The 19,214-nt window shown below is 50.2% G+C and carries 13 protein-coding genes and 2 pseudogenes; 7 read left to right on the forward strand and 8 right to left on the reverse strand.

Going from position 1 to position 19,214, the window contains the following annotated elements; genetic code table 11:
- The first annotated feature begins 5 nt into the window (after positions 1-5).
- The gene (locus tag K3T82_RS20130; protein ID WP_220195342.1) at positions 6-419 is read left to right on the forward strand and encodes an alkyl sulfatase C-terminal domain-containing protein; all 414 of its coding nucleotides are present in this window, start codon (positions 6-8) and stop codon (positions 417-419) included.
- Between the two features lie 617 nt (positions 420-1,036).
- On the opposite strand, the gene K3T82_RS20135 is transcribed toward K3T82_RS20130, so the two are convergent.
- Together K3T82_RS20135 and K3T82_RS20140 are read right to left on the reverse strand one after the other, a co-directional pair.
- The gene (locus tag K3T82_RS20135; RefSeq protein WP_220195343.1) at positions 1,037-1,783 is read right to left on the reverse strand and encodes a GH25 family lysozyme; all 747 of its coding nucleotides are present in this window, start codon (positions 1,781-1,783) and stop codon (positions 1,037-1,039) included.
- Positions 1,784-2,060: 277 nt separating this feature from the next.
- Complete coding sequence (locus K3T82_RS20140) at positions 2,061-3,419, reverse strand: helix-turn-helix domain-containing protein (protein WP_220195344.1); 1,359 nt, start codon at positions 3,417-3,419, stop codon at positions 2,061-2,063.
- 347 nt (positions 3,420-3,766) lie between these two features.
- Here K3T82_RS20140 and fxsT point away from each other — a divergent pair, with 347 nt between their 5' ends.
- Complete coding sequence (gene fxsT, locus K3T82_RS20145; RefSeq protein ID WP_220195345.1) at positions 3,767-6,559, forward strand: FxSxx-COOH system tetratricopeptide repeat protein; 2,793 nt, start codon at positions 3,767-3,769, stop codon at positions 6,557-6,559.
- Between the two features lie 665 nt (positions 6,560-7,224).
- Here the strand turns inward: fxsT and K3T82_RS20150 are convergent.
- Positions 7,225-7,446 carry a hypothetical protein gene (locus tag K3T82_RS20150; RefSeq protein ID WP_220195346.1) on the reverse strand — a complete coding sequence of 74 codons (222 nt, stop codon included), beginning with the start codon at positions 7,444-7,446 and terminating at the stop codon, positions 7,225-7,227.
- A gap of 511 nt (positions 7,447-7,957) precedes the next feature.
- Between K3T82_RS20150 and K3T82_RS20155 the strand changes: the two are divergent.
- From K3T82_RS20155 to K3T82_RS20170, 4 genes and pseudogenes are all read left to right on the forward strand, one after another.
- A pseudogene (locus K3T82_RS20155) lies at positions 7,958-9,151 on the forward strand (nuclease/transposase family protein); the annotation flags it as partial.
- Positions 9,152-9,382: 231 nt separating this feature from the next.
- Positions 9,383-9,598 carry a hypothetical protein gene (locus K3T82_RS20160; protein WP_220195347.1) on the forward strand — a complete coding sequence of 72 codons (216 nt, stop codon included), beginning with the start codon at positions 9,383-9,385 and terminating at the stop codon, positions 9,596-9,598.
- Between the two features lie 217 nt (positions 9,599-9,815).
- Positions 9,816-10,304 (forward strand): annotated as a pseudogene (locus K3T82_RS20165) (AAA family ATPase); the annotation flags it as partial.
- A 522-nt stretch (positions 10,305-10,826) separates the two neighbouring features.
- Positions 10,827-11,537, forward strand: a complete 711-nt coding sequence (locus tag K3T82_RS20170; protein WP_220195348.1) for an NAD(P)-dependent oxidoreductase — start codon at positions 10,827-10,829, stop codon at positions 11,535-11,537.
- A gap of 759 nt (positions 11,538-12,296) precedes the next feature.
- On the opposite strand, the gene K3T82_RS20175 is transcribed toward K3T82_RS20170, so the two are convergent.
- From K3T82_RS20175 to K3T82_RS20190, 4 genes are all read right to left on the reverse strand, one after another.
- Positions 12,297-12,512, reverse strand: a complete 216-nt coding sequence (locus tag K3T82_RS20175; protein ID WP_220195349.1) for a hypothetical protein — start codon at positions 12,510-12,512, stop codon at positions 12,297-12,299.
- 31 nt (positions 12,513-12,543) lie between these two features.
- A complete protein-coding gene (locus K3T82_RS20180) occupies positions 12,544-13,599 on the reverse strand; it encodes a universal stress protein (protein WP_220195350.1) in 1,056 nt (351 codons plus the stop codon).
- Positions 13,600-13,733: 134 nt separating this feature from the next.
- On the reverse strand, positions 13,734-14,816 hold the full coding sequence (locus K3T82_RS20185) for an FAD-dependent oxidoreductase (RefSeq protein ID WP_220195351.1): 1,083 nt from the start codon (positions 14,814-14,816) through the stop codon (positions 13,734-13,736).
- A gap of 336 nt (positions 14,817-15,152) precedes the next feature.
- The gene (locus tag K3T82_RS20190; protein WP_220195352.1) at positions 15,153-17,192 is read right to left on the reverse strand and encodes a PAS domain-containing sensor histidine kinase; all 2,040 of its coding nucleotides are present in this window, start codon (positions 17,190-17,192) and stop codon (positions 15,153-15,155) included.
- Between the two features lie 470 nt (positions 17,193-17,662).
- On the opposite strand from K3T82_RS20190, the gene K3T82_RS20195 reads away from it, so the two are divergent.
- Positions 17,663-18,319, forward strand: coding sequence for a DoxX family protein (locus K3T82_RS20195; protein ID WP_220195353.1), 657 nt, complete (start codon positions 17,663-17,665; stop codon positions 18,317-18,319).
- A gap of 180 nt (positions 18,320-18,499) precedes the next feature.
- On the opposite strand, the gene K3T82_RS20200 is transcribed toward K3T82_RS20195, so the two are convergent.
- Complete coding sequence (locus K3T82_RS20200) at positions 18,500-19,213, reverse strand: response regulator transcription factor (protein ID WP_220195354.1); 714 nt, start codon at positions 19,211-19,213, stop codon at positions 18,500-18,502.
- Position 19,214 lies beyond the last annotated feature (1 nt).

Below are 19,214 nucleotides of genomic sequence, written 5' to 3' on the forward strand. Positions count from 1 at the left end.
CTCGCATGTCATCTCAACGTTGCTCATGTAATGGCTCAATCTTTGCGAAGGCCGCTGTAGGCAAAGGAACGCCTTTTCACCCTCCTGTGTTTCACACATGGGTCTTCAAAGGCACGACTCAATGGCCCAAAGGCCGCCAACAAACCAATCACGCTCAATCTCCGGTTCTCCGATACGCGTGCGTGCTAGTCCTGGCGAATGGGGCGTTGAATCATACGTTAGGAGAACAGAGAGCAGACGCTGACGCAACGCTCTCGCTCTCGCGATCCACACTCAATAAGATCATCATGGGCGAATCATCTCTGAAACGGGAAATAGACACTGGCGAAGCGAACGTCCATGGCAAGAAGGAAGCCTTTCACGAGATGTTCTCATTGCTGGATACCTTCGAGTTCGGGTTCAATATCATTACCCCGTAAACATGTATGAACAGGATGGCTGCTCTGTCCATTTTTGCCTCTTCTCCAGAGAGGAGGAGCGGCAGTAGCCTGAGGAGAGAGCTTTGTCGATATAGGCGATATAAAGAAGGGGGAGAGGACGAATGTCCACCTCCCTTCTCTGAGGAGGCGTCGGTGTGCTACTCCTGTTTCGCGCCGTCTACATACAAGCTTTTAGTCCAGAACTGGCGCTTAAAATGCTTGGCCTGGTAGCACTCTGCGTAGGGCTACTCCATATATTTTTAAGAGCTGGAAAGCCAGCGACGATAGGGGAATTAAGGTCACTGTCCATAATCACAAAGTTGGATTCATGCTAACATGATTTGACCTGTTCTGAGATTAGTCTTTACCCGCTCCCAGACATTTACTTTCTGTTTCTCGCGCTCATGACGATAACTTATCTCTTGCTTGTTGAAAGCGTCAAGCGCCGACTGATGCGCCTACCACAGGGTACCTGAGACACAAAAACCAACGAGTGGTCAAATCCTTGAAGAGGATGCGAAATACAACTCTGACCACTCGTTTCTGCTTTTGGGAGGTTTTCTCTGTAGCTATCTTATGTAGATTGCCCTATAGAGTTCATCCGCATCTTAATGCTACTACTCACTGTTGGAAGAGATAGATCGGTAGACAAGTTCATGAAGCTTGTCACGCCCTGCTGAAAAGACATCTAAGTCAACAGGCTCCGATATTCCAGGAACATGTCCACGATCACAATACTGCCAAAACGTCCAATTGGTGACATTGCTCCATTGAATAGGGAAAAGCGCTTCACCAATCCAGAGGGGGTACTCCTCAAAATGCCCTTTGACAAATTCTGCGTATCGAGTGAGGTCCGTGTAAATAATGGGTTTCATCCCATAGTAGTGTTCCAGGCGGTTCAGAAACACAGTAATCTCGCGTAGCGTTACCTGGCGATCCTTCGCGGATACTTCTAGATCTAACACAGGTGGCAGCATCCCAGCTTCTTTAGGGACCACATGGATATAATTATCTGCCTGCTCAGCCCCGCTCAATGACGCTATATAGAAATGATACGCACCTCGAAGCAACCCCTGATCTTTTGCTCCACGCCAGTTTGCCTGAAAATAGGCATCCTGATATGTTTTCCCCTCGGTCGCCTTGATGAACACAAACGTAAATCTGCCTGTTTGGGCAACGTGTTTCCAATCAATTTGCTTTTGATAGCTCGACACATCAAGGCCTTGCACATTATTACTCAACACAAACCAGGAATTCGGCCAGATAATGCCTGTATACCACAAAATGGGCACTGTCAGCAGGCAAAGCAAAACAAGCCCGACTCGCCATACTCTTCTTTTTAGAAATTCCCGTGCCTTATTCAAAGCTGTCGCCTCCAATGGGATATATTTCTAGGGCTAACATCCTCCCCATGCTTGAAGAGTTGTCTTTTATACACAAATTACCATTGACACTCCTCAATACTATATCCTGTTTTGAGGCACTGATGATATTACGCAACCACCCAACGATGCTTGTACCACTCGAATCGTTCCCAAGCCTGAGCAAGGGTTGTGGTTGGCACCTATGTCAGCAGGATCCACTCAAAGGGCTCTTCATCAGTTGGAGGAGACGCTTCCTATACACGTACGGCCCAAGGACTCAAGCTCCTATTGCATTGTGCTTTGATGCAATTCGGCTTTGCCACAGAGATCGCTCTTGCTTGCTCATATGCTCATAGAGCACTACTTGAAGTAGGGGTGGAAAAGAAAGCACGCGTTTATATGTATGCCGCTGGACTAACGATAGACGGCGCAGAACGGTAATAGCAAGATCGAACTGAAAGGGCTCAGTGGCAAGAGTTCCAAGTATTGGTCCCAAATAAATTGCCCCCATAAGGAAAAAATCTTCAGGAATGACCACTGTATGTGAAACCGCAAGTACGCATAAGATGTCTGCTGCCATTGGCATCTCTTGCCGGACTTGCTCATACGCAAGCAAGAACATCGCAGCAACAGCAAGAGGATGCGCTCCTCCCGATGTACCACGGCGATCTAGCAAACGTATGGGGTGCTGCCTATAATGGCGCACATAGTCCAAGAAGCGACATCCAGTTTCTTCAATATAAGCCCCTACCTGGTCAAGAGCTAAGGGAAGCCCCCCCATCTGCCTAACAATATCTTTTACAACCGCATTTTCTGTAGGCATGGACTCAGCGATCTGGTGTATCGATAAGGGTGGTGATTGGGCGTCAAGCGTTCTGGTGCGCTGTAACAGGAAAAGCACTCCTTCCTCTTGCGTCATCGGCCGCAACGATATCCTGTGTGCGATTGGGCCAAATATATGATTACGCGTCGTGAGTAAAATATGTCCCTGCCGCATCGGGGGAAGAAAACGCAGAAGCAACTCCGGAGTGTCAATGTGATCCCAAATCAATAACCATTGTGTATGGCTGGAGAGCCAGTGATACACTTTTTCAAAAATTTGCTGCGGCTCCGTTTCTTGCCGTCCTGGTAATTGGAGAACACCAGCAATATGCTGGAAACTGTCGAGCACAGTCTCCAGTGTCTCTGCATCAACCCAGAGAAGAGCTGTGTACTCAAATGAATAGCGATAGGCATATTCAATCGCGATCTGTGTTTTCCCAATTCCCCCCACTCCTTGCAAGGCATATATCGATGTAGATGTATCTTTAGATGTTATCATATGGTCGTGGAGAGTACGCAAAACATCTTCTCGCCCAATAAAGAAGGGGTTTTTGGGAAAGGGTTGATACCAGTATGGGATGATACTCGTCATGCTCGCTTCAAGTAACTGGAGTGTCTCCACTTTGTTCAGAGAAAGTGTATCTGCCAATTCCAGTACCCTTGCCTTGCTGTCAGGAAGGATATCTCCCCGTTCCCAAAAACCAATCGTGTTACGATGAATGCCCAAACGTATGGCTAAGGCCTGTTGTGTTATTTTGCTTCGTTTACGAAAGTTTTTCAGCAAATCACCAAATGGGGGAAAAAGATCATCCATATTCATACCTCTTGTTGCTCTGTTCCTTTGATACTATAACTCTCTCTGGGGTATTGGAATGCTGAGTTTTCGCATTTGCTATCGCACATCCGCGATAGCTGATAGATCGGCTTTTTATTTGCTCGTCGCACCATTCTCTACTTATCTCTTTTGCTCTCTATTTAAATTGCTTCTCTCTCTTTTAAGTCAATTTTCTTTGATTGAACAGTATTTTGTAGAACTCCAGTTGGGGTCACATAGGCTGGACAAATACCATTCATTTCAAGTATAAAAGGGGCATGTTCCATTTGATGGAACATTTTGCGCCAATATACACAAACCACAGAAGAGAGATTGAGGGAACGGCAATGGGCAACGAGGGTCCAGATTCTTTTGGTGAACTCGTACATGTTTTTCGTAAACAGAAACGCCTAACGCAGCAGCAGCTCGCTGAAGCAATGGGTGTGCACCGGCATACTATCGTTCGCTGGGAGCAGGGAGATGTGCTCCCAGCAAGCAAAACGGTCGTACTTGATCTGGCTCGTTGCCTGAGATTGGGTAATCAGGAAGCTCGGCGCCTGCTGGAAGCGAGTATGACAGCACCCACGCCACTTTGGAGTGTGCCCTTGCCGCGAAATCCTTTTTTTACGGGACGGGAGGCAACACTGGCAGAACTACATACCCGTCTAAATGCGGAGCAAGCTGTCATGCGCACTCGGTCGTATGCATTGCAAGGGTTAGGTGGCGTGGGCAAAACGCATACAGCGCTCGAATATGCCTATCGCCACGTCCTGGAATATAATGCCATCTTCTGGATTGAGGCAGAGAGCAGCGAGCGAGTGATGTCTAGTTTGCAACGCATCGCTGAGCTATTGCGGCTGCCGGAACGAGAGGCAGAGGACCAGCGGCGTGTTGTGGTGGCGATACAGCGCTGGCTAACAGCACACGACAATTGGCTGCTGATCTGGGATAATCTTGAGGACCTGACGTTGCCACAACGGGTACTGCCACAAACCCGCCAGGGCACGTACTTATTCACCACGCGTAGGCAGGCACTTGGAACGCTGGCGCAAGGAATCAATCTCAGGCCGATGAACCAGGAGGAGAGCATACTTTTGCTGCTACGGCGAGCCAAGTTTCTGGAACCCGAAGCGATGGCTGAGCAGATGGGCAACCTGAAGAATCAGACGCCGGGCGATTATATGGCTGCCTTAGAGTTGGTAACATTCCTGGGAGGATTGCCGCTGGCGCTTGATCAGGCTGGAGCATATCTAGAAGAGACGAGCTGTGGCCTTCCCACCTATCTGCAACGCTATGAGCGGCAAAAGGCATTCTTGTTGGCGCGACGCGGAGAGGGCGCAAGTGATCATCCTCATTCGGTGTCGGCGACATTTCTGCTGGCGCACGAGCGTCTGGAGCAGGAGCAGAATAGGGCGGCAGAACTATTAAGAGTATGCTCGTTCCTCCACGCAGAAGATATCCCAGAAGAACTCTTTGAGGTAGGAGCCCACCATCTGGGACCGAACTTGGCCTCAATCGTAACGGATCCTGTGGCGTTCGATCTGACGCTCGCGGCTCTGCGCAATCTGTCGCTAATACAGCGGCATTCCCAGACACAGACACTCTCCCTGCATCGGCTCGTTCAGGTAGTGTTGCGGGAACAAATGGATGCCAATGAGGTGCGGCTCTGGAGAAAACGTGTCATCTATATGGTCAATGCAGCCTTCCCCAAACCGAATTTACCCGTTTGGCAGCAGTGTGAGCGCTATTTGACCCAGGCACTAGCCTGTGTGTCATTAATTGAGGGATTGGAAGAAGATCTGCTAGTATCGAGCGAGTTGCTTCACAAGATAGGAGCATATCTCTTCCAGCGAGGAATATTTGAAGAGGCAGAGCCACTGCTGGCTAAAGCGGTGGTACTGGAAGAAAGGCGCTATGGTCTCGATCAGCCGGGGCTTATTCCTTACCTGTCAGATCAGGCGGAACTGGCCTGGCGTCAGGGAAAGTTGGTAATGGCTGAAGCGCTGTTTTCTCGCGTGTTGGAGATTGCTGAACGGCACCTGGAACCTGCTCATGTCGACATCGGAGAAGCCTTAAACAATCTAGCCTTGCTCTACTGGGAACAAGGAAAACATAAACAAGCTGAGCCGCTCTATCAGAGAGCATTGCACATTTTGGAGGTGCGGTTAGAGCCCGAGGACCTACGCATAGCCGACACCCTGAACAACCTAGCGTTGCTCTATAAAAGCCAGGGAATATATAAACAAGCTGAACCACTCTACCAGAGAGCATTGCGGATCAAGGAGCAAACGTTGGGTGTGGAACATCCAAAATTCGCAAACGCGTTGGATAACCTGGGGATGCTCTATGTGAGGCAAGGAAAGTACCTCCAAGCAAAGATGCTTTGCGAACAAGCATTGCATATTCGTGAGCAGATATTAGGATCTGAGCATCCTGATATTTCCGTCTCACTTTATAATCTAGCGACCTTGTATCATGCGGAGGGAAAGCATGAGCAAGCAGAGCAGTTCTATCAGCATACATTGCAGCTTCGGGAACACGTATTGGGCGCGGAGCATATTGCGGTAGCCACTGCACTCAATGGACTGGCTACTCTGTACCGAGAGCAGGAAAAGTATGCGCAGGCCAAGGAGTTGTATGAACGGGCATTGCGGGTCAACGAACAGGCATTAGGATCAGAACATCCACGCCTCGCAATCTCACTCGATGGGCTGGCGACCCTTTACCGAGAGCAGGAAAAATATGCGCAAGCAGAATCGCTCTATGAACGGGCTATACAACTCTACGAGCATGCACAGGGACCCAACCATTCAGAAATTGCTGCTGTGCTCGATCATCTAGCCGTTCTCTACTGTAACCAGGAGAAATATGCACAAGCAGAGTCTCTCTATGAACGGGCGATGCAGATCCGAGAAAGAACGTTGGGAGCAACGCATCCTGATATGGCACTGTTACTTAGTGGTTTGGCGAATCTTTATGCAACACAGGGCAAGCATGGACAAGCTGAAATACTTTATAAGCGAGCATTGCTCATTCAAGAGGAGCATTTGGATGCGCATCATCCTGCAACGACAAAAATTATAGAGACGTTGCTTTCCCTCTACCCAAAAGGGGGAAAGCAAGAGCAAGCTACGATTTAATGCCTTTTTCTCGGGAACATTCTCCGCCTATAATTTCCCTCCCTTCAAAGTTTGGGATGCTTCATGTTGTTGTATCTCTTACGTCCTATTTGCATTGACCTAGCAATGGATTTGTCTGAGCATCGTAATATACCTCTTTCCATTGTATCTCTCCATAAGCATCTATTGACCTTAAAGACAATAACGAGAAGGTCCGTGATGGATACTCGCACTTCAGCCTCACGGTCATCAAGCGCCTTCGATAAGGAGGAATCAACCTCGATAAGGCGAGAACTGACACATTTCTGAATGCGCTAGACACGCGTTGGTCACGTGGAAATTGGGGATTTATCCCTTACCCCACGAAACCAACTTGTGAATACTGCCATAGGTCTTGGCTTTGCGGAATGCCCAATCATTCACCCCGGATACTCTGAGACTTTTGAGATCTGGAACGGGCACTTTTCTGAGAGTCCTGATCAACGAATTGTTGCTGGACAGCATGGCGAATTGATGTGAGAGTCTTTCCCTTGGCCTGCCCACAAGGACGAATGCAACCTGCAAGAGAAGAGAACGCGTGCGATCCCATTGTCGTGCATAGCGAACAATACAGTGCGGCAAATGTCTATTAGGTCATTCCGTTTTCAGATTAGCCACCTCATGTCAAAGCCCAGCCTCGCCATCGTCTAATAACGAGCGCGATTCCCTTTGTTGCTCAAACTTTTAATTCCAAGAAAAAGCAAGATACATCCTAAAACAATTCCGAGACTTGCCAGAATCCAGCCATCTGATCGCCCTTGCATCATGGCAACATAAAGCCCCACAAAGCCAATAATGAGAAAGAGGAGGCCAATCAAAATACGGGGAAGTGGTTGGCCATTGAGAAGCAAATTTATAAAACGAAACATGAGCATTCCTTTCAACTGCAATGCGTACTAACCAGTCATAGAGCCTTCACCAGATAATCAGTCTATTTAAACATATAGTATGGTTTCCTTCCAGAAGCAACATCTGGAACTATAAGACATGAATACTGATTCATTTTCCGCAAACTTCTCAGCAAATCATCAAAAAGGGCAAAAGATCGTTTACAGAGAAGATGGCGAGAAAGCCCTGGTCATTAATGCCTGTCTTTTACCCACATCTTCCACTCAGGTTCGGTGGAGCAGCTCAGGAGGCCAACTCCTCTGTTGAGTGTTCCACAAACACATGGAGCGTGATTGGCTTGCGAAGCCCCTCCAAAAAGATGTGGGTAAGAATCAGTCATTAATGCCAGGGATGAATCGCCACATCCGCTCTCGTGCGCGAATGGAACAGCGCCGCGTGTGTCCTGCAATGGAACTTGTGTTCTTCTCCTCGTTCTGGTAGAATAGGGAGATCAGCACGACGCATCAGCGGGAATGGAGAGAAGGAGCCGACATGCCTGGACCACGCCAGAGACAGCAGAAGCCACCACCTCCCAAGGAGAAGCGATCGTCAACGCCAACCTTTCTGCTCGAATTACCCCTCGCCGTTGATCCAGGACAAGCCACTCGCCTCCGCGCTCACCTGGAAGCCGCTCGTCACCTCTACAATGCCATCCTCTCCCAGGGACAGAAACGCCTGCGCCGCATGCGTGCTGACGCTGCCTGGCAAGCGGCTCGCGAGCTTCCTCGCACGCAGAAGGCTCAACGAGCAGCAGCCTTCTCTGCCTTGCGCACGCAGTATGGGTTTACCGAGGCGGCATTGCATGAAGCAATCAAAAGCTTGCGCGTGGGATGGATTGCTGAACACATCGAGGCAGTGCTCGCCCAAACGCTGGCCACCCGCGCCTACCGTGCCCTCAACCGCGTCTGCCTGGGCAAGGCCAAACGCGTGCGTTTCAAGAGCCGAGGGCGAGGCTTCTGCAGCATCGAGAACAAGCGCCATGACACCGGTCTGCGCTTTGTCCTGCAGCCACCCGAGAAGGGAAACGCAGGGTTCCTGCTCTGGAACGGGGATCGTCTCCCAGCCCGTATTGATTGGCAGGATGAGGTGGTGTGTCATGGCCTGAGACATCGCATCAAGTACGCTCGCCTCCTCCAGCGTCCTGCCAGCAGCAAGAGAGCGGCAGGCGCCGATGCAGAAGGGGATCGCTACTGTGTGCAGCTCGCCTTAGAGGGTATGCCTCACCGCAAAGCGAAGCACACGGTTGGGCAAGGGATCGTTGGCGCTGACCTGGGTCCCTCGACTCTGGCGCTCGTTCCCCAGGAAGGGGAAGCCAGCCTGGAAGTGTTGTGCGTCGAACTTGCACCTGACGAGAGAGCCATTCGTCGCTTGCAGCGGCAGATGGATCGGCAAAGGCGAGTAGCGAATCCAGAGCACTACGACGAGAAGGGGCGTCTCAAGAAGCAAGGGACCAAGAAGCGGCGGTGGAAGCAGAGCAAGCGCTACCAGGCGACGAGGCGACGCAAGGCGAGCAAAGAGCGCAAGTTGGTGGCGCATCGTAAGAGCCTGCATGGACGCAAAGTGCATGAGGTGCTTGCGCTGGGTAACACCATCATCCTGGAAAAGATTTCCTACAAGGCATGGCAGAGGCAATTTGGCACAAGTGTGGGACTGCGAGCTCCAGGGATGTTTGTAGCATGGTTGAGAGTGCGCCCAAAGAGGCGTCTGATCTTCTGTCGTGCGAGAGCACGACCTCACTCAGGCGAGGTGAGTAACGCGGCACCTTACTTCCAGCCGAAAGGTATGGGGGGACTGTAGCATGGTTGCTGAAACGTCTCTTGAAGCTCTACTACCAAGAGCCAGACGAGAGGCAGCGAGGCCGTCCAAGGCAAAGGCTTGATGGCTTGAACCCTAGTCGTGGTGGAATTCATGCGTCCGATGGGATTGGTAGAATTGCCCATGCCTGATGAGCACAATGAACGTCTCAAGCGTTGTGCTCGCCTGCATCAGGACCAGCCCGTAGGGAACGGGAAACGACGAACGGGGTGCCTACAGACGGAGCGAAGATCAGGTGTAACTTGGGGATCGCCTACCATCCGCGAGGATCAAGGCGACGGAGTGGCGGTAGTAGCGAGTCATCTTGTGACAAAGTGAAGCGCCACAGGAGGCCAGACTCAAGAAGCGATGGTTGGCACGGATGTGTCAGCAGACCATCGTGGGAGTTGCGTTGAAAAGACGCAGGCCTCTGGAGAGCCTGGTGCATGGAAATCGTGCATGCCATGGTTCGGGGGAGGGCCGTTGGAAAAGGGCTGGCGTGAGCCAGTACCTCGCTGGCGGCCTATCCTACCGCACCGCCGTGCCCCCTTTGGGGGTTGCAAGCACGGGCGGCACCCTGGTAGAAGTTCCCACACGCACCACGGCATTGAGTCAGTGGTGTCATGGCTGTGGCACAAAGGTCAAGAAGCCCCTCTCCCAGCGCTGGCATCAGTGTGCCTGCGGCGTGGGTCCCATCCAACGCGATCTCTATTCCGCGTTTCTTGCCGCCTACCTTGATCCAGTAGATCCCATCCCCTCGTGTGCCCAATACCAGGCGTATTGGGAAGGTGCGGAGGCGCGCCTGCGGGCAGCACACGAGTGTCTCATCCAACGTGCGAGAGAGGGGCAGGTCTTGCCCCGAAGCTTGGGTCTGACTCGAGCCAGAGCGCGTCTGCCCGAAAGTTCAGGGAAACCACCACTAGAGCCTGCTCTTCTCCTTTGGCGAGAAGAACAGGAAGCGTGGGCCGAACCCCTGGAACCTCCGTTGCTTGAGCACGGAGAGCTTTCAGTAACTGAAGCACAAACCTCGATCAATCGATTCTAGAGAAGATCCTGCACAATTTAGTTGTGTATCTGCATGCAAAGGGACACAAAGTACCCACGAGTAATAGATATTATGCATTTTCCGAAACGGAGATGCGCCTGAATTTGGTAATCAGGCATGAACATCTCCTGAGGTAAGAGAGAAGCTAGCCTAAACAACATCCTGCTCAGGAAGATCTTCCGGCCCCTTTCCAATTCAATTACTCACAAATTGCACAACAGATTTGTTAAATACCTCATCGATATAGCAATTGGCAAAAGCTGTGTATTATGTGCGCAATCATTTGATAGACATCAACAATAAAATATTTATATAATTTTTAGTATTTCCTGCATTTAATGCAAAATAGCACAATGATAGCAATCAAATAGTTGTTACATCAAGAAGAACGTTGTCCCAAAGTAGCTCCTTTTGCCCTCTATCTTAGTGATGATCACATGGAATGGTCATGTTCAAACGTCTCTACCCATCAAAAAGGAAGTTCTCTACCAATGGAGACAAAGTAAACATAAAGGAAATAGCATGAAAATAGTCATCTTTGGAGCGAATGGCGCAACGGGTAAATTATTGACACAGCAGGCTCTGGATGCAGAGCATCATGTGGTGGCTGTTACCCGCCACCCGGAAACCTTCCCACTGAAAGATGGCCGATTGCGGGTCATTGGAGGAGACGTTTTCGATCTTCCCCTGGTCGAACAAGCGGTTGCCGGACAAGGTGCCATTCTCTCTACTCTTGGCATTCCCTTTAGCCGCAAGCCCATCACGATCTATTCGCGCGGCATGGAAAACATTATACAGGCGATGAAGAGCGCTGGTGTGAGTCGTGTGATCTGCGTCACTTCAAGCGCCGCAGGCGCCAACCACGATACTGGGGCTGGTTTCATCTTTGATAAGATTCTACAACCAATAGTGATGTCGACGATTGGGAAGACAACCTATGATGATATGAAACAGATGGAAAAGTTGTTAATGAAGAGCGATCTTGAATGGACAATTGTTCGGCCCTCGGGTCTCTTCGAGACGGAGGCCATTACTGACTATCGGATAGAGGAAGATCACATACGCCGCCAATTTACCTCCAGAGCCGATTTGGCTGATTGTATGCTTAAACAACTCACCACTGATCAATTTGTACGCAAAGTTATCGCAGTCGCAACATTCTCCGAACAGCCTAGCATGCTAAAATTCATGCTGCAAGAAGCATTTAAGAAAAAGGAGACTAGCAAAAGCTAAGAAAATCGAAGGATTCTACTCCGAATTCATGCACGAGGAAACTAAAGTGCTTGAGACCGGCTAGAGATCAACCCTGATGTGGCTGCGATTTCATAGCCGAAAGGGACAAGCTCAAAAACGAGCAGGCTGCGGAGTTCACAGAACGACAACTGTGGAACAAGTGGGCAAGGTAAACTAATGCAGATGCACAAGCATATTGGGCTACCCATTCTCGACAATAAAAATCCATCAAGTTATGTCTCCTTCTGCTACAAGTGTTCGCGTGGTGATCTGCTGAATACCCATTCGCTATCGCATCGTCTGCTCAAGGCGTGGCAGAAGAGGGAGACCGCCAAGCATCTGCTTAATGGATCTTGGCCTTGCACTCTACAATCTTGCGGATGTCAGGCTACGAAGGGTCGTTTGACGCAAATTCACCGTGTCAAGCAAGCCTTGTAGGCTGAACAATTAGCCTTCCCAACTGGAAGGGTCATCGTCGATAGATCCTTCACCGACAAGAGGGGGTTATAATATGGTTTGTGAACCGTGCGATCAGGGTAACCATTCCTCGTGCCAGGGTACGGACGCAGCAGCAGTTCACTGATGGTCTGGGAGACTACATCATGGTCACCACCACAATCAGGTGCTGCGAAGGTAACATGATCAACCAAGTCAACAGCAGGCAGTAAGTATGAGCACGGAGTGTGGGACATGCGTCTTCCTATGGAAAGCGCACGTCCCACGCCTCAACTGCTTATGTGGTTGCACAACCTGGGTCAATCAGCAAGCTAAGGACACACCTGGTGCGCCAAGAAATGTTGCGCAAGGCGGAACCCAAGCAACCAGATCACCAACCAAATGGAATGTGTTGTCGGACTCGCCAAAAATCAGGTGCATATTCAGCGCGGCAGCTAATTTCTCGGCATTGCTTCGGTCATTGGCTTCTTGAAGGGCTACCAAATCAGAATTCTGGCCACGCAAAATCTGCGTGATCAATGGAATCCTTTCCTCCCCTCCATAAAAGATGTTATAGGTGATAATCCTCATACCATCCACGGGGCATCTCAGCCGTTGACTTACTTTGGTCTTGTGCGCCATGCATGGAAGGAACTGGAAGATGCGCATGAACAACGAGCAAAGGAGATGGAGTTGCATCGAGAACGTGCTCGGTGATACTTCCGAAGTGCAAACGTTGCAGCCCAGTTCTCCCATGAGTAGTCATGGCAAAAATGTTATTTCCTGCCTGCCCGCCTTCATCTTCTCCGGATGTACCAATTTCAACGATCTTCTGCCAGATCGCCTTTTCTCGCAGATAGGTCGAGAATGAAGAGGTAACCGAAAGTGCATAGGCTGCCAGGTCACCAGTACGGAAACGTTCTTCAATAGAGGCAAGATACGCAGCGGCTTTGGCACACGTGGGAGCATCATGTTGAATACTTTGCGCCGTGTTCTCCTTTTCATGGGGTGTGCTTTGACTAACGATACAGAGCAGATGTACTCGCCCCTGGCGCGGACTCGCAAGAGCAGCAGCAAGCTGTGCTGCCGGTACAAGTGCCTCCTCAGCGAATGAAGATCCATCTAGCGTTACGACAAGACGAGGAATAGATGCCAGCCTCTTAACCTGTAATATCTCAGTGGATGCACTATCACGGATCACAAGTACAGGAACAGTGCTATGGCGGACCACATGCTGCGCGACGCTCCCGAAGAAAAAGCGTGCAACTCTTGTGTATCCGTGACTACGCATAACAACGAGATCAATAAGCTGCTCTCGCGCGACCTGGACAATCATATTTCCTGGAATGCCAATCTTCGCGTCGAGCATCACAGGGATATCATCCAGATGTGTCTTGGCAACCACATGTTCTAGATACTCCTGAGCACCTTCAAGAAAGGATCGCCGTATTTGTTCAGCCATGTGGCCAGGAACACTGGGATAGAGGCTTATATAGACGCGCTCAGAGGGGATGACACGCAGCAGAAGCAAAGATGCACCTGTTGAACGAGCCAGCCGTGCCGCCAAAGGAAGGGCTTCTTCAGAACGTTTTGAGCCATCAAGTGGAACGAGAATATGATGAAACATAATTGTGCTCCTTTTTCAACCAGGGCATCATTCCATCAGTGTACAAAGTTGTCAGAGGAACGATAAATGTCGCATTTGGCTGTGGTACTACCACAATGCTATGTTACACATTGTTCACGTCTCAAGAAGTGTTATCAGAACTGTGCCTTTGTTTTTTGCCGTAAGTAGGCATGGATCCGATTTGCGGCCTCCCTCCCTTGTACGAGAGCTTCGTGTAGCGAAATCATATTCGCTACTACATCGCCCGCAGCAAAGACATTTGGAAGCGAAGTCATACATGCTTCTAGAAGGTGAAGCTCCGGGCCATAGGAACCTGAGATAATTAATGTAGGTGGAAGGAAGGATATGTCAGGAATCTCATCGATTGCCACCACCACTGCATCTGCAGTAAAAAGACAGCCACGTCCCGGAACAAAGCTGAGGCGACCTTCTTCTGGAGAAGAAGCCCATCGCGTCTGCCGACAGCGCACTCCACACACATCCATCTCCTCAGTTCCCAGGATGCTAGTTGGCATTGTAAAGGGATGAAGTTGGAGGGCTCCTTTTCGTAAAGAAGACACTCGTTTCCATGCCTGAAGAGAGAGGTTCTCCAGGGAACTTGGGAAGAGGATATGAACAACACACGCGCCAGCCTCCAGAGCCATAAATGCAGCATCAAAGGTCATCCGCCCTCCTCCTATGATAACGACATTTCCTTGGAGTGCCCTTTTGGGGACCTCGGTGCCTTCCCCACAGATCACATCGTGTGCGGAAAGCACTCCTTTCAGGGCATTTTCCCCACGGATCTTCCCATGCATACTGCGTTGCGCTCCAATCGCAAGCAGAACAGCATCATAGTTCTCCACAATCGCTACGAAGGCCTGTTCATTCTCCACTTTCACCCGCAAGCGAACCTCGATATTGGGTCGAAGCAGGAGATCTATCAGATGTTTGCTTGCCTGCAGAGGAAAACCGAAAGAAGGAGTTGGCACGTTCAACATGCCTCCCACTTCAGAACGCGCCTCGAAAAGCGTCACATGGCTATATCCCAATTGAGTGAGGATATTCGCAGCGTTGAGCCCAACAGGGCCAGAGCCAATGATGGCGATACGCTCCTCATAAGTACCTGACATTCCGCGAAGGCGAGGAATCAACGATGTGTGATCGAGCAAGATATCGCTTGGCTCGAAGCGCAATGGATACGTAAGATTGCTCGTTGTTTCTCTCGTGTGAATCATTGCCATTCCTCCCTTTTTGGTGAATGTATCTCCTTCTTCCTCAGGACAATTCCTGCTTCTCTCCACCATCCGCAACAAACACCGTACCGGAAAACCGTTCAACAAAGGAAATGTGATGATCTATGAATGTCCCCTACTACTATCAACTATAGAATGATACCTACACATTTTCCTCTCAAAACTCAAGCCACAAATCACAGCGAGATCACACCATTTCTTGTTCCATCAACCACGAAGCACGCAAAGGCATACGCAAAAAGGGGAGCAATGACCCATACAACAAAGTGGCGTTTAGCTTTGTTGTATGGGTCATTGTATTCAAGGAGAGTAATAATTTCAGTGAGACGGCATTGTGACTGGAAGAGTCAGGAAGAATGTGGTTCCTTTTCCCTCTTCAGATTCAAACCAGAGATGTCCACCATGTTGCTCAACCAGAGTACGACAAAGGTAGAGACCAAGACCTGTGCCACTAATCCCAGCCGCCTTTGCGTTCTCCGCACGGATAAATCGGCCAAATATTTGAGCTTGCTGATGGTGAGGGATCCCCATCCCAGGATCCTGTACGCGAATCTCGACCATTGGCGATGTTGTCTGAGCCTCAATTTGCACAATCACTGGGCCACCTTGTGGGCTATATTTGATCGCATTGGAGAGCAGATTTGTCAGCACTTGCTCAATTCGTCGAGGATCAATGAATGCTTCTATTATGGTTTGGGCTGTTCGTAATTCCAGTTGATGCCGTGGCGAGGATTGACAGAAACGATTGAGCACACGTTTGGTCAGAGATACCACATTGGTAGGTGCGCGTTGTAAGACCATCTGACCTGCTTGCAGGCGCGTGACGTCGAGAAGATCTTCTGTCAGGTCAGTAAGGCGATCTGTTGCCTGCTCGATATCCTGCAACATCTCTTGCTGCCAGTCAGCGAGTTGAGGTCCATGTCCACGAGCTGTCTGCACAATCATACTACTCACAGAAGCCTTGAGGACTGCCAGAGGGGTTCGCAATTCATGGGCCGCAATCCCAATAAACTCATCTTTGAGATATTCAGCCTCTTTTAAAGCGCTGACATCCTGGTGAAGAACCAGAGCCAGTGGTTCCTGCTCCCATGCTTGCCCATCCTGCTGCACTGGGGTATCAATGTTTTGCCAGGAGTCCGAGGTGAGCGGGACGGCGTTAACCAGAATTGGAAGTAATTTTCCTGATGGTTGGCGTATCACCTCCTGATGCTGAATAACGGTTTCTCCATACAGGAGTGCTCGTGTGGTTGCGCGTCTCTCTGGCGGGAATGGTTGGCCTTGTTGATCCACAATCGCTATATTCTGTGTTTCAAGAAATGCCTGCATCGGCTGTTCCAAGGGCCAGGATGCTCCCCAGATGAGCGTTGACGCGCGATTGGCAAGGACCAGGCGTGCATCATTGCCATAAACAACAGAGATACTGCTTGGGAGCTGATCTAGCAGATGTTGAAGAAAGGCTCGTTGGGCGAGAGTCGTCGCGTGGACCTGCGATTGTGCTTGCTCGACACGTTTGCGCTCGGTGATATCCCTGTTGATTTCTAGAATGGCGGTGACGGTCCCCTGTGGATCACGAATGAGCACCTGTCGACTCTCAACGACCACAATACGACCATCTCGACAGATATGGGACAGTTCTCCTTCCCAACAGCCTTCTCGTTCAAGCTGTTCCTCAATCGTCGCCAGGCTCTGTGAGAAGCGCGTCTGCAAGAGGGTATGCGAGACACGTCCCAAAGCTTCTTGCATCGTCCAGCCGTAGAGCTCTTGTGCTCCCTGGTTCCAGGAGACGATGCGACTAATAGGATCTCGTACGAAAATGGCATCGTGTGAAAGGTTAATGAGGTCAGCCTGGACACGGAGGCGTTCGGCTTGCTGCAATCGTTCCCGCTCCAGGAGGCGTTGCATGGTCATATCTCGAATTGCACCAATGACATGCACCTTATCTTCAACAAGCACCGGACGGAGGCTGATATCGACTGGAAACTCGCTCCCATCTTTCCTCTTCCCGAATAGGTTGAGCCCAACGCCCATTGGTCGCAGGCGAGGCGCAGCTGCATACACGGATCGGTGAGCGATATGGGTTGCTCGGAAACGTGGAGGAAGCAGACACTCAAGTGGTTGTCTAATCACCTCCTCTCGAAGATAGCCAAACAGGCGCAGCATCTGCTCATTGACTCCCACGATGGTACCATCCTGGTTCACAACAAGTAACGCGTCAGGGGAGAGATGCAGCAGGTCTTGCAAAGTTGCCAGTGTGGTCAACTCAAGAGCGCCTGCCATATTCTCTTTTATCACCTGTGCATTTGATGCGTTATTATAATCGCTATGAGGCTGAAAAGAAGCATCATGGTCCTGATTCATCCTGTAAGGCCTCTTGAGGATAATTGTAGTCTCCCGCTCAGACGTGACATTTCAACCTATTTCCTGTATCGAGCGTGGAAAGGATACATTCATCACCTGTTCGCACTCCCTTTCTCTTCTGTTTTCTATACTACCATACAACACTCCGTATTCGGTAGAGACGAAAGAGATTTCTCAAGGTCTTTCTAAATTCCTCTGGTATATGGCTTCTGATCTCCAATCCAAGCCCCGTCATGAATCACTATTGTAGGCGTATCTCTCGTTGTGATGTCGCTGTGATCATACTGCGATGCGTTGTGATCTTGTCGTGAGCCCCCGGCTCTATACTTATGACTGTCAGAGCAATGAGAATCGCTGGACACCACTCAATGATGAGATGGGGATACAGTCTTCATGTTCTCCCGAAAAATCAGGTTTCGTTCTTATCTTATTGCTCATACCGTTTGTGTTTCTCACAAGGAGGAAACATCATGCGTCTTTTCCAAACGCTTCAACCTCGCGCCTCGACACAGATTCCAGAACCACCTGTGGCAAAATTTCTCTTCGCCGATACCCGCATGGCCTGGCTCTGGCTCATCGTCCGCTTGTATGTTGGCTATGAATGGATTACCGCTGGCATCGAGAAACTGACAGGTCGCTCTATTGCCTTCGATTCCTTTGGCGAAGTGTCCAAAGGTGGTGCCTGGGTCTTCAGAGGACATGACGGGACCGCCATTCAGGGCTTTGTCGCTGGGGCTCTGGCTCAGGCTAGCGGAGCACATCCAGCGGTACAGGGCTGGTATGCTGCCTTTCTGCAACATGTGGTTCTGCCAAACGCAGGCGTCTTCGCCTACATGGTCACCTTTGGGGAAGTGCTCATTGGCCTGGGCCTCATCTTTGGCGCGCTGACTGGAATAGCAGCTTTCTTCGGGGTCTTTATGAATCTCAACTTCCTCTTGGCTGGTACAGTGAGTATCAACCCGGTTATTGGAGCATTGGCTCTCTTACTGGTCCTGGGCTGGCGGGTTGCTGGCTACTACGGTCTTGACAGATACCTGCTCCCGTTGCTGGGTACCCCCTGGACCGGTTCTCTTGCCAGAAAACAAACCCATGATGGTGGGACAACGGCAAACCATGCTTTGAGATAGCAAAGTGCTAATGAGCAGGCCTCAGAACAGCACACACATTGAAAGCGATGATGGAAGATCTTCCGTCATCGCCTTCAATGTGTGTGCTTGTTTACATGAAACAGGCAAACAAGAAGACGCCTTTGGGTATTTTAAATGAAGAAGATGAGGCTACTAAGTGCTCGGGCAAAATACTTTCTTTTAGGATGGTGGGGTGACGAGTTGATAGCCAATCCCAACTCGTGTGAGGATCAAGCGTGGATGTGTGGGATCAGGCTCAATTTTGCGGCGCAGCCGGTTAATGTTAACTTGTAGCATATGGCTCTCACCAATATATTCGTTGCCCCAGACATGCTCTAACAACTGATCATGGGTCACAATGCGATCAACATTTTGCGCCAGATAAGCCAGCAGGCGATACTCAATCGGGGTGAGAGCCAGTTCTCGTTGTCCCAACCGCACTAGATGCTGAGTGAAATCAATAGTGAGATCCCCGATGGTCACCGTCGTGCGCATCCCCTGGCTCAGCTCATGAGAGGAGAGGCGCGAGCGACGGAGGACGGCACGAACACGGGCCAGGAGTTCCTCCACACTAAAGGGTTTAGTGAGATAGTCATCTGCGCCCAGATCTAAGCCATGAACTTTATCGCGATCCTGCCCCCGTGCCGTAATGATAATGATGGGAACACTAGAAAACTCACGAATGCGTTGACAAGCTGTGAAACCATCCATCTTAGGCATCATGACGTCGAGCAACACCACGTCAGGAGCATGAGCCTCCACCAGTTGGAGAGCTTGCTCCCCATCGCTGGCAGCAAACACCTCATACTCCTCAAATTCCAGGTTGCGCTTAATCAGCCGCAAAAGTTGGGCATCATCATCGGCGGTGACTATGGTCGTTTTTTTCGTGGGCATA

This window comes from Ktedonospora formicarum, from assembly GCF_016587355.1.
Lineage (GTDB): Bacteria > Chloroflexota > Ktedonobacteria > Ktedonobacterales > Ktedonobacteraceae > Ktedonobacter > Ktedonobacter formicarum.